The organism is Prosthecobacter sp. (assembly GCF_044373815.1).
In the GTDB taxonomy this organism is placed as follows: Bacteria; Verrucomicrobiota; Verrucomicrobiia; order Verrucomicrobiales; family Verrucomicrobiaceae; genus Prosthecobacter.
The window spans coordinates 1-13,029 of record NZ_JBIPNG010000157.1 but is presented as its reverse complement, the minus strand read 5'-3'; the positions used below and the strand labels follow the sequence as shown (position 1 = coordinate 13,029).

Here is a 13,029-nt window from a genome sequence, read left to right as displayed (position 1 = left end):
GCTCAAAAACATGAAATTCTTGCCACTATTGAGTGCAGCGCCAAACGCGGCGCGGATCTGGTAAAGCAAGTCCTCTCCTTTGCCAGAGGTGTGGAAGGGAGGCAGCTGGCGGTGCAGGTCGGGCATCTGCTCAAGGAGGTCGAAAAGATCACCAACGAGACTTTTTTGAAAAGCATCCAGGTTCGCTGCACCATTCCCGCACCCTTGTGGGTCGTGCAGGGGGATCCCACCCAAATTCACCAGGTGCTGCTCAATCTTTGTGTGAATGCACGTGATGCCATGCCCAACGGTGGCCAGTTGAAACTTTCTGCCAGGAACATGGTGTTGGATGGACAATGCGCGTCAATGATGCCTGGTGCCAAACCCGGGCAGTACCTCCACATCCAGGTGGAAGACAATGGCACTGGCATGCCGCCTGAGGTGATCGACCGCATCTTTGAACCGTTTTTCACCACGAAAGAACTGGGGAAGGGCACCGGGCTTGGACTCTCATCGGTCATGGCCATCGTCAAAAGCCATCATGGCTTCTTGCGGGTGGAGAGTGAGCTGGGAAGAGGCACCACCTTTCATATCTATCTGCCCGCGCACATGTCCGAACATGCAGAAATCGAAGCAGCCGTGCCTGGAGACCTGCCGCGTGGCAATCGTGAACTGATCCTCGTCGTCGATGATGAGGCGGCCGTACAACAGATCACCAAACAGACCTTGGAAACGTTTGGATACCGTGTTCTGCTGGCTGCGGATGGTGCCGAGGCAGTCTCCCTCTATTCCAAGCATCGCTCTGAAGTCGCTTTGGTGCTTACAGACATGATGATGCCGGTGATGGACGGACCGGCGACGATTCAGGTGCTCATGCGGATGAATCCAGAGATCTGCATCGTTGCTGCCAGTGGAATGAATGCCGCTGGCATGGAAGAAAAAGCCGCCAATGCGGGCGTCAAAAATTTCATCCCCAAGCCCTACACCGCAGAAACTCTCCTCAAAACATTGGATGCGGTGCTGCATGCTCAGGTCGCCGCATGATGGAATCTGCTCCTATTTCACTAGAAAAATGCCTGAAACCTCCATCGCTTTGATGCTCAAAGCGGTAGACTCTACGGTTCGATAGGGTAATTTAAACGTCATGAACTTTTACCCGCTCTGACATAGTTCATCATGTTGGAAACGTCCTTCATTGTTCTCAATTCGGGTGGTGCTTGTGCAATGGAACAAGTGAATTGCCCGACCTCTGGACGCAAATTTTTGAAGACTTGGTGTGGGTGGTCGAGGCGCTGTCTAGGCATCAGGAAAATCACCGCCGCCAAACGACGTCTGCACCTTGTTCACGGATTCATTGTGGTATTTTTGCTCGCCTGTGTCGCTACGTCCGCCTCTGGGCAGCAGCCTGCTCCACAAAGCAAGATCAGCGTGGTGATAGATGACAATTATCCACCCTATGTTTTCAGGGACAGCGCCGGAACATTGCAGGGCATCATCATCGATCAGTGGCAGGCTTGGGAAAAAAAGACGGGGATCACCGCCGAGATCCACGGCATGGATTGGGCCGTTGCCATTGAGCGGATGAAAGCAGGGGAGTTTGATGTCATTGACACCGTCTTCGTGACTGCTGAGCGCGCCACATATCTGGACTTTTCGCGACCTTACGCCACTCTCCAAGTCCCCATCTTTTTTCGCACGACGATGTCAGGCATCACCGACCTGGCCTCGCTGAAGGGGTTTCCTGTGGCGGCCAAAGCGGGGGATTCTTGCGCGCAGCTCCTTCAGGTCAATGGCGTTGGCCCGCTGCTGCTCTACAAAAACTATGAGGCCATCATTACCGCTGCCAATGAGCGCAAGGTGAATGTCTTCGTCGCGGACAAACCACCGGCTCTTTACTTCCTCCACAAGCAGGGCTTGGAGGCGGAATTCAGGATGACGGAGCCGGTCAGCATCGGAGAGTTTCATCGTGCCGTTCGCAAGGGGAATGCCGGTCTGCTGCAGTTGATTGAGAAGGGATTCGCTGATGTGGGGCAGGTGGAGTTTTCCCGGATCGAAAAAAAATGGTTTGGGCAGAAATTGGGCACCACCCGGTATCTGCGCTATCTCGGCTACGGTGCCCTTGGGGGGGCGGTCCTGCTGGCGCTTCTCGTCGGCTGGAATTGGTTTCTCACTGGTCAGGTGAAAAAGCGCACTCGGACTTTGCGGGAGCGTGAAGAACAGCTGCGTCTTTACACAGAGCACAGCCCGGCGGCCATCGCCATGCTGGATCGTGACATGAAATATCTCGTCGTCAGTCAGCGCTGGATGAAGGATTACCGCCTCGGTGCTCAGTCCATTGTGGGGCGTAGCCACTACGAGGTCTTTCCTGAATCGCCGCCGCACTGGTTTGCAATCCATCAGCGCTGTCTGACCGGTCAGGTCGAAAAATGCGATGAAGAAGCCTTTTTGCGTGCCGACGGACGGACGGACTGGATTCGCTGGGAGATTCAGCCATGGCGTCAGGCAGATGGCTCGATTGGCGGCATTATCATGTTCACCGAAGACATCACGGCGCGAAAGCAGGCCACGGAGATGCTTCGTGAAGGCGAAACGCGGCTGATCAAGGCGTTTCGCAGCAGTCCGGTTGCTTTGACCATTAGCCGCAGCCGCGATCAACGAATCGTGGAGGTCAATGACGCTTTCTCCAGCCTCGTCGGATGGACGCGAGAAGAGGCGGTGGAGCGGTCCATGATTGAGCTGGCCGTGCTTGAGGAACCTGTGGCTGCCTTGCTTTGCACGACTCTCGATGAACAGCGTTCGGTTCGCGACATGGAACTCGCTCTGCGTGCGCGCAATGGCGGTGTTCTCCATGCCATCGCCAGCATGGAAACCATCGAGTTCCAGGGAGAGCCCCATGTGGTCGCCACTTTCGTGGACATCAGTGATCGCAAACACACCGAGGCCGCCCTGACCCAGGTAAGCGCAGATCTTGGCCGCGCCCAATCCATCAGCCACATTGGTAGCTGGGAATACACGGTGGCGGACGGCGGCATCAAATGGTCGGACGAACTCTACCGGATTTTCGGGCTGCAGCCACAGTCAGTCGCACTCACTTATGACCAGCTACGGGAGATGGTACACCCGGACGACCGTGGGCGGCATGACGCCTATCTTGCACAGCTCATAGACGCGCGGCCTGGCGCAGTCATCGAGCCGTTTGAATACCGTGTGCTACGTGCGGATGGACTGGAGGCTCAGGCGCTCGTGAAAGTGGAGTTGCTCTTTGATGATCAGGGCAGGTCTTCGCGGTGTTTTGGCACGGTGCAGGACATCACCGAACGTAAACGGGCAGAGGAGGCGTTGCGTGAAAGCGAAGCCACCTTCGCCACAGCCTTCGAGAATGCTCCCATCGGCAAGGCGCTCGTCGCTCCCGACGGGCGCTTTTTACGCGTCAATCGGGCCCTGTGTGAAATTGTCGGCTACACCGAATCCGAAATGCTTTCCGTCAATTTTCAGCAGATCACCCACGCGGACGATCTCGCAATGGATGTTGCCAATGTGCAGAAAATGCTCCGTCACGAGATCAAGACTTTTGAGATGGAGAAACGCTATCTCCATAAGAGCGGCGGTGTGGTCTGGGTGCTGCTCACTGTTTCGATGGTGGATGACGAACAGGGCAATCCCGCGTTTTTTGTTTCCCAGATGCAGGACATTACCGACCGTAGAAAGGCGGAGCAGCGCATCCAGCAGCTCAACCGTCTCTATGCCATGTTGAGCGGCATCAATGAGACCATTGTTCGTGAAAAGAATCAGGAGGCCATGCTGTTGACGGCCTGCCGCATTGCGGTTGAAAAAGGTCTGTTTGGCCTGGCGTGGATCGGTCTTCTGGATGATGACACGGGACGCTTGCAAATCGCGGCACACCTTGGGGCCACTCAGGAAACCTTGGGAATACTCGAGGCCATCATCAGCGGTACGCAGTCCGGCTCTGGCTGTGCCATGACTGCGCGTGCATTGGAGTCCGGCCAGCACTCGGTTTGCAATGACATTGAGCATGATCCGGACGCCGCCTGCTGGCGGGCCGATGCCCTGTGCCGGAGTTATCTCTCCATGGCTTCGCTGCCGTTGAAATCAGGGGACAAAACCATCGGCGTGTTCAACTTGTATGCCGATACGACGGAGTTCTTCGACGCAGATGAGCTGGCCTTGCTGGATGAACTGGCTGCGGACATCGGTTTTGCTCTCGACATCAGCCGGCGTGAAACAGAATTGCGCGAGGCGGACAAACGCTTCATCAAGCAGCGCAAGACCTTGATCGAACTGACGCGCCATTGGGCGGGGGATGCTGAAGATGCCTTGCTGCTGCTGCGTAAAATCGCCGAGGGTGCGGCGCAGACCTTGAACGTCTCCCGCGTCAGCATCTGGCGTTACAACAGCGACCGCTCCACCATCAAATGCGTGGATTTGTTTGAGTGGGAGGAGGGCAGGCATTCGTCGGGCATGGAGCTTTCAGCCTCCACCTATCCGCTCTATTTCCGCGCACTCGTTGAACAGGAGATGATCATTGCGGATGACGCTGCCCAGAATCCAAGCACCAGTGAATTCTTGGAAGGCTATCTGCAGCCTCACGGCATCCGGTCCATCCTGGATGTGCCCATCATCGTCGGCGGCTTTCGCACCGGTGTGCTCTGTCTTGAGCATGTTCGCACGCTGCGGGAATGGACAGCGGATGAGAAGACCTTTGCCCTTGCGATGTCCAATCTGGTCTCGCTGGCGCTGGAAGGCGTGGAGCGCAGGCAGGCGGAGACCTCCCTGCGCGAAAGCGAGAAGCGCTTCCGTCAGTTTGCTGAAACCATTGAGGAGGTGTTCTGGATGACGGACCCCACCGGCAGCGAAATGATCTACGTCAGTCCGGCTTATGAAAAAATCTGGCACCGCACATGCGCCAGCCTGTATGAAAATCCGCTCAGCTGGCTGGGGTCAGTGCATCCCGAGGATCGAGAACGCGTTGAGCAGGCGACGGCTGCCAAGCGGACACGCGGCGAGTACGACGAGCGCTACCGCATTCTGCGTGCTGACGGCACTCTGCGGTGGATTCATGACCGCGCCTTTCCCGTGCGCGATTCTCACGGCACCGTGCTGCGCATCGTCGGCACGGCGGAGGACATCACCGAGAGCAAACAGGTCGAAGCCCAGTTGCTGCGTTCGCAGCGCATGGAGAGCATCGGCACCCTGGCCGGCGGCATCGCGCACGATCTTAACAACGTGCTCACCCCCATCATGATGTCCATTGAACTGCTCAAAATGCAGGAAACCAATGAACGGCGGTTGAACATATTCTCAACCATCGAAAACAGCGCCAGACGCGGAGCAGACATGGTGCAGCAGGTGCTCTCTTTTGCGCGGGGCGTGGAAGGGCGGCAGCTCGCCGTTCAAATGGGACGCCTGCTAAAGGAGATCGAAAAGATCGCCAATGAGACTTTTCTGAAGAACATCCAGGTGCGCAGCAGGATCCAGACGGATTTGTGGGGCGTGCAGGGAGATCCCACTCAATTGCATCAGGTTTTGCTCAATCTTTGCGTCAATGCACGTGATGCCATGCCTAATGGCGGCATGCTCAAGCTCTCTGCCAGCAATGTGGTGCTGGATGAGCAATGCGCGGCGCTGAGCCCCGATGCAAAGCCCGGGCGGCATGTGCTGATCGAGGTGGAAGACAGCGGCACAGGCATGCCTCAGGACGTTCTGGAGCGCATTTTTGAGCCGTTTTTTACGACGAAGGAAATGGGCAAGGGCACCGGTCTGGGTTTGTCCACCACGCTCGCCATTATCAAAGGTCACCACGGCTTTCTACGGGTGCAAAGCGAGCTCGGGGAAGGTTCGAAATTCCAGGTTTATTTGCCTGCGAATGACACCGCAGATGTGCAGCAGGACACTCCTGTTGAGACGACGCTGCCGCGTGGCAACGGCGAGTGGGTGCTGGTGGTCGATGATGAAGACACGGTCCGGCAGATCATCAGTCAGACGCTGGAAGCTTTTGGCTACCGTGTGCTGCTGGCGGCGGATGGTGTCGAGGCCTCGACTGTGTTCACTGCCCACCAGGAAGAAATAGCCGTAGTGCTCACCGATATGATGATGCCTGTCATGGATGGTCTGGCAACCATCCAGGTGCTCATGCGCATCAATCCGCAGGTGCGCATCATCGCGGCCAGCGGGTTGGGCGTCAAAGACATGGTCGCCAGGGCCATGGGGGCCGGCGTGAAACACTTCATCCCAAAACCCTACTCGGCCGAAACTCTCTTGAAGACCCTGGCCGAGGTGTTGCAGGCCTAGTTAAACTACTTCTGCTTTGCTTCGTAGCCGGGGAGTGGTTTGCCATCTTCGCCAAGCTTGCCACAGGTCCAGAGCAGGCCGCGAGCGACGAGGTCGAGATAGACGGGGGACTGCACCGTTTCATTGCCATGGCCCAGCGTGGTGCCGAAGACCTTGGCTTTGCCATACTCGTTCACCCAGATCACGTTGTGGTCCATCTTCGTGTCTTCGCCATAGGCTTTGGCCAGCGGGACGAAGTGCTCCCAGAGCTTTTCGTTTTTGTACAGTTCGTCCTTGGCGTCGAGCCATTCCGCAGGGAAGCCTTTCATGACCGGATGGCCCTCCGCGATGTTCTTCACGTTCAAATCACGGTTCTTCTCGTGGCTCATCGAAGTCTGGCCCACGCACTTGCGCCATTCATCGGTCTTGGCCGTGCGGTAGCTGTGGGTGGAGCAGTGCAGCATCACCGCCGGGACACCGTTGTGATGCGCCTTGGCGATGCGTTCCACAAACGCCACGTCATCGACTCCGCCGAAGCACTCGTTGTGCAGGATCACATCATAGCCCTCGGCCCAGTTGTCCTTTTCATAGATCGAGATCTTGTGGCTTTTGTCCTTTTTACCTTCCGGCCCTTCTTCATGCACGATGGTGAACTCCACATTCGCCCGCGCGCTGAGACCCTCGCTGAGGATCAGCTTCTGATTCTCATAGTCATGGCAGCAGCCGCCGGTGATCATGAGAACCTTGAGCGGTTTCACCTCTTCTTTCGGGGCGGCGACGGCAAACAGACAGGCGATGGACAGCAGGGAGATGATAAGGGGACGCATGGCGGCGGATGAAGTTGGGAAGCCGAGTATGCGCGGAATGCATGCCCTGTCTTGCATGAATCTCGATTGGTTGCGGTTCTCTCTTGTCCTTGGCATAGGAGATTTGGTAAAAGGGTTGGTAAATTTCTTTTATGAAAATCCGGTTTCTTTTCCTCGCCTCAGCCATAGCATGTTTCGGACAGACCACGCCACCGGGGGGCGAGGCGGAGAAATATCACCAGATGCTTCTCAAGCGTCCCCAGGCTGGTCTGGTCTATGACCGTTTCTACTCGGCGTGGATGGAGACAGGCACCGCCGACTCCCTGTCCGAATTTTTGCGCCAGCGCACCAGCACCACCGCCGATCTGCTCGTGCTGGCAATTTTTCACGACCAGCGTGGCAACGAAGCCGAAGCTCTGAAAGCTTACACAGCGGCCCTGGAGCGCGAGGGGACGAACGCTCGGGCTTGGTTCCAACGGGCCAAACTGGAGGCGCGCATGATGAATTTCGAGGCGGCCTTGAAATCGCTCACTTCAGCGGAAAAAGGCGGCGCAGATGCAGACCTAGGCCGTGAGATCGGCCAGATGCGCGGGCGCTGGCTGCTGCGCACGGGCAAGCCCGAAGCCGCCCTGCAGGCATGGCGGGATCTGGTGAAAGCGAACGCCGATGACGAAGATCTGGTGGAGGAGGTGGTCGAGTTGCAGCTCGACGAAGGCCTGTTTGCAGAAGCGGAGGCACAGATGCTGGCTCTAATTGCCAGCACCAAAGACCCCTACGCCAAAGCCGTGCGCCAGCTCCGCCTGGCCGAAATTCAGATGCGCGCCACCAAGAAGGACGCCGCTCTCGCCCTTCTGACCTCCACCCTGTCAGACACCGGCCAAGGCACCTGGATCGAAGGCGAAGTTCTCGCGCAGATCGAAACGATGTTTCGTCGAGATGAGAACCTCAGCGGGCTGGTCAAGGAGCTTGAAAAGCTGCAGGCCGCCCATCCTCAGCGCACCTCTCTGGAGCGGCAGTGCGCGCGAGTATTGGCTGAGCTGGGTGAGAAAGATAAAGCCCTCACCATCTACGCGGCCCTGCTGCAAAAAACACCGGGCCAGCGGGAGCTGCGTGAGAGCTACCTGGATTTGCTGGCACGCTTTGAGCAGTTCAAGGAGGCCATCGCGCAAACCAACGTTCTGATCGAGCAGGCACCCGATGATCGTGAACTCCTCATCCGACTGGCAACGCTGCAAGAGCGGTCAAAGGACAGGCCTGCTGCCAAAACCACGCTGGATAAATTTCTAGCCGCGAAAGACACCGCAGAGTTTGATCACCTCCGCGTGGCACGGCTCTACGAAAGCTGGGAGCGTGGTGACGATGCCACCCTCGCCTACGAGCGCATGGTCGCCGCTTTTCCTGCAAGCAGTGCTGCCAGGGAGGCTCAGGCTCATTACCTTCACCGCAGTGGCAAACGTGATGCGGCACTGGCGATCTGGCGTGATCTCGCGAAAAGTGGCGATCTCTCCCAGCTGATGGCCGTGGGGCAGGCGCTCATGGCACGTCTTGAGCCGCAGGCAGCTTTGGAAGTGCTGCAGGCTCGTCACGCGGAGTTTGCAGGCGATGAGCGCTTTCTTGGGCTGCTGATCAACTCTGCGCTCAGCGCCAAAAAATCCGTGGAGGCCATTCCTTGGGCGCTCGCTCGAGTGCGGGCTATCACAGACGTCAGCTTTATGGATGATTCGTTGCGGCAGGTCGTGACATGTCTGAAGGCAGATGAGCCAAAGTTTGCCGAAACCTTGGCCGCTTTGCAAAAGAGCACTCCGACAGTGCAGGAACGCGTTCTCCTCGCCACACTGCTCGAAGAAAAGCAGGACCACCTGGGCGCGGAGAAAACCCTTCGCGAAATTCCAGCGGAGCATGCATTGGCCGCACAGACACGGCTGCTAAAGCTGATGGAATCTCGCCAGGACTGGCTGCGCGCGACGGAGGAGTCGGAAAAACTCATGGCCATGCCTCAAGGCAGAAATTCCACCAACATTCAGCGTCTGGTGGACTTATCTGAGCGCTCGGGAAAACCAGATCAGGCGCTCAAGTGGGTGGCGGAATGGAAGACACTTTCTCCCGGCTCCGCTTCTCCTTGGCTGCGCGAGGCCAAGCTTCTGCAGCTCAGTGGCAAAGGGCGCGAAGCTCTTAAAGTGCTTCTGGCAGCCACTCGTAAATTTGAAGACGATGAGTCCGTGGCGGACGCACTGGCCTCCGGCTACATCGAGCAAGGCCAGATGAGCGACGCAGAGCGGGTCTACCTCTCGCTTTTTGAGAAGGAGGACAAGCCGGAGGACAAAATGCGTTGGGTCGGCACCCTCGCACGTCTGGCCAGCGAGCGCGGCCAGTTGAAGGCGCTCACGGATAAATTCCTCGAACGACAGCGCACCAATCGCGCAGATGCGGCGCCATGGCTGGCCCTCGCGGAAATTTACCGGGTGGCAGGCAGCACCACGGAGCAGGAGCGTGCACTGCGCGAGGCCATGCGCCTGCGGCCTGATGATGTCACCCTTGCCATGCAGGTCGCTCATATGGATTTGGAGATGGGCCAGTCGAAGCGTGCCATCGAAGAACTGCAGCGCCTCGCCGGTCGTTCCAAAGGTGGGCGTGTTCAGCAGATGATCGCTTCGATCGAAATCGAATACGGCGATGCAAACACCGGCTACCGCATGCTCTATGAGCTGGCCGGCGGCGCGCAGATGGATGCCGATGACGCTCTCACCTTGGCCAAAAGCATGACTGCCCATCAGGACTGGAAGCGAGTCATCAGTTTTCTCGAGCCGCTGCTGCGTCGCTTCCCCGAGGACTATCGGCTGGGCTATCTGCAGGCGGTGGCGCTTGAGGAGGAGAGCAAAACGGACGCTGCCATGGCTCTGTTCATCCGCCTCATGGCACAGTCCCAGGAACTGCCCTCAATCAAAGCAGCGGCGAAGACTCCCTCCATCGGAGGCAATTATCTGGAGGAGTTGGAAAAACGCACGCCAAAGGGCTATGCAGACCTGATTCGTCTAAGTTCCGGTAGTTCATACCAGGCTTACAACTATCGTTCGAATTCGATCCGCTTCTCGGGCCAGAACGCCAGCAAGGCGGTGATGGTGCCCTCCAGCCTGGACGTCCTCCGCTCGATGTCGGCGGCGCATGCCATCACCCTCATGAAGGGAGAGGGGGCGCAGAAAAAGGCGGCATGGATAGCAGAGGCTGTCAGCGCGGGTGCTCCTGCTGCGCGTTATCTCGACGCTCTCGATATTGATCAATACTACCGCATACGCACAAGCGCGGACGCTCTGGAGAAATATCCAGATGATGAAGTGGTGCTGGCCTATTCCATCAGCAATGGGGAAAACATTTCATTCGAGACCGCTGCCAGTGCGTTTGAACATTTTAAATCCAAATACCCCGATCTTGCATTTCAGGCCGCTAGACATGCCGTGACGGATGGGGGTGAAAAAGGCGTGCCTTTGCTCACTGAGGTGGTGACCTCACTCGAAAAAATGTCGCCGGAAGAGATGCGCAAATCTTACTCAGGGCGCTATTATTTGGGCTACTTGATCGGCGGTAGTCAGAGCATGGAGCAGAGGTCTCCATCTTATTCGCTGCCCGAGCCGCTGTGCCGCCGCATGCTTTCCTTGCTGTTGCTTCAACTCGACCAGACCGACCCGAGCATGCCGGCACGGGTTTACAGCACGGGCGTTCCCACTGCGGCCAACGCCTGCCGCACGCAGAAAGCATGGAAGGAGTTCGTCGCACTCATGGAGCGCGAGGTGCGGATCTGGACTGAAGATGTTCCCACACGTCAGTCATGGGCGGCTTTCGCCACGCAGTTCAACCGCCGAACCCAGACTCCCTCCGGCGACATGCTTGCCCGTCTGCCTTTCCCTGGTGGGACGACGCTGCCTCACACTCTGGTGCTCTATTTCGGCCGCAAGGACATCTACAATCCGCGTGAGGATGACAAGCTCGAGCCGGAACTAGAGCAGTACGTCGGATTGAAGCCCTTCATCGATGGTGTCAAGTCTCCGGCGCTGCGTGCCCTGCTGGCCTACAAGGCCGGTGAACGCGATCGTGTGGAGCGGGAGGTGGCCCAGCTCCTTGCCGCACAGAATCCTTCTGTGGATGATCTCCTGCTCGCGGCCTCATGGTTCAGCATCGAGGACAAATATGACCGTGTGGCCGAGCTGCTCGTCCGCGCTTCCACCATGAACATTCCCGCCACTGTCCGTCCTGCTTTTGACGCCGCGTTGGCACATGCGGCCCTGAAGCTGAAACCTCAGCCAGGCAGCCCCCTGCTGGAGCCCGCGCAGATGGCGCTGCGTCGCCTTCGCAGCGCTCGTATCACGACTGAACAAAAGGACGAGCTGCTCGCTGCCATGAAGAGCCTGCAGCTGGGAGATGAGGCGGAGCAGTGGTCCCGCATCGCCATGGTGGTCCCGTTGTCGAGCCAGCGTTCCACCTCCTATGTCAGCAGCACCAACATCGACACGAAAAAGCTGCTCACGCTGCTCACCGGCAAGGATGAAGATGCCATTGTGAAGGAGGCCGTCATCCAGCTCAAACGTGCCCTGACCTATGCCAGCAACGGCAATCAAAGCTACGCCGCCAGCCGCGCCAAGGAGATCAGGCGCCACTTGAGCAAGCCGGGCCTGTTTGAAAAAGTTCAGGCAGTCTTTGACCCCGGGGAAAATGCCACGGTGGCCAAAATGTTCGACCATGCGCAGTTCTTGATCCTCACCGACCGCAAGCCCGACGCCACCAAGGTGCTGGAGAAAATCGTGGAGATGAACCCCAAGCACTTCGAGGCGCGTCTGCACCTTTGCTCCCTGATTGCCGGCGCTGACTCCGCTCGGGCTGTGAAGATGATGAACGATGTCCCCCTTTCCGCTTACCAGCAGAGCGGCGTGGGCAGCCTCATCGCCGAAGTCATTAGCCGGGATGACTCCTTGCCGCTTGAGGGCAGGATGAACATCGTCGATGCGCTGGCTGGAATGCTGGCATCCGCGCCGGCTGGGGCGGCGGTCAAAGGTCTGGATTGGATGATCGATCTGCCTGCCATGGTCGCGAACCAGTCATATCGATCTCCTCGCCTGGCGCATCTCTATGCCCGGCCCGGAGCAAACCACGAGGATGACGAAGACTACCTCCCTTCGACCTCACCCGAGGCGCTGAAACGACGCGAAGTGCATGACCGCATGTGCCAGGCTCTCATGAATCATCCCGCGTTGGCGGAGGAAGGCTTCCGCCGCTTTGCGTGTTTGACGATAAATGATGAAAAAAAAATGGATGAACTGGCCGCCACGGCCCGGCGGCTGCTTGAGGCGGCCAGGTCGGCCCCTCGCATTCAGCGCGGCAACATCACACGCCGGTTTGGCTTTTATGAGGAGGTGACCGGTCTCTGGTCCCCCACGCCGGCGGAGTTCCTCATCTGGAAAGGCTGGAAGGAGAATCAGCTGGAGCAGGTGGAAAAGGACATCATGCCTCTGGTTGTCGCAGCTTTGGACAGCACGCAGCAGAGTGTCCTGCGCGCGCAGTTGGGCGTCTGGTCCTGCCCGCCCGAAGCCTTCGTTCACAATGCCAAAACATACCTCATCACCGCCAGTCGTGTCAGTTCAAACTATGGTGATGAACCAAATCTGGTTTGGCTGATCGACCGCTGGGTGGAGCGCGGCATCGAAGGTCTGCCGCTGGATGAAATAGTCGCTGGCAGCATGAAACAAAACCGCAACTTCAGCGAAGGCTACGCCATTGCCCACTATCTGGGATTGCGCCAGCAGCTGCGCCCCGAAGCCGGAATGGAGCCCTTCTTTGCCCGGATTATTTCAGGAGCCCTCGGCAACGACCAAAGCACCTGGGCCAAGACCATGAAAAGCACCATCGACACACGCTACGGACGTGGCGGCTCATATAACAATGCCGCCGCCTATTCGCTTCTGCGGGT

General features: G+C 57.9%; 4 protein-coding genes. 3 read left to right on the top strand and 1 reads right to left on the bottom strand.

What is annotated here, in order from left to right; translation table 11 throughout:
• Together ACIREA_RS14325 and ACIREA_RS14320 are read left to right on the top strand one after the other, a co-directional pair.
• On the top strand, positions 1–1,023 hold a 1,023-nt coding region (locus tag ACIREA_RS14325; RefSeq protein ID WP_397382959.1), incomplete at its 5' end, for an ATP-binding protein.
• A gap of 387 nt (positions 1,024–1,410) precedes the next feature.
• A complete protein-coding gene (locus tag ACIREA_RS14320) occupies positions 1,411–6,288 on the top strand; it encodes a PAS domain S-box protein (RefSeq protein ID WP_397382958.1) in 4,878 nt (1,625 codons plus the stop codon).
• Positions 6,289–6,293: 5 nt separating this feature from the next.
• Here ACIREA_RS14320 and ACIREA_RS14315 read toward each other — a convergent pair whose 3' ends face one another.
• Complete coding sequence (locus ACIREA_RS14315; protein WP_397382957.1) at positions 6,294–7,094, bottom strand: ThuA domain-containing protein; 801 nt, start codon at positions 7,092–7,094, stop codon at positions 6,294–6,296.
• 131 nt (positions 7,095–7,225) lie between these two features.
• Between ACIREA_RS14315 and ACIREA_RS14310 the strand changes: the two genes are divergently transcribed.
• Positions 7,226–13,029: tetratricopeptide repeat protein (locus ACIREA_RS14310; protein WP_397382956.1), on the top strand; the 5,804-nt coding region annotated here is incomplete at its 3' end.

Excerpts from the sequence above, each read along its gene's own strand:
- ACIREA_RS14315 (WP_397382957.1), bottom strand. The coding sequence starts at position 7,094 with ATGCGTCCCCTTATCATCTCCCTGCTGTCCATCGCCTGTCTGTTTGCC.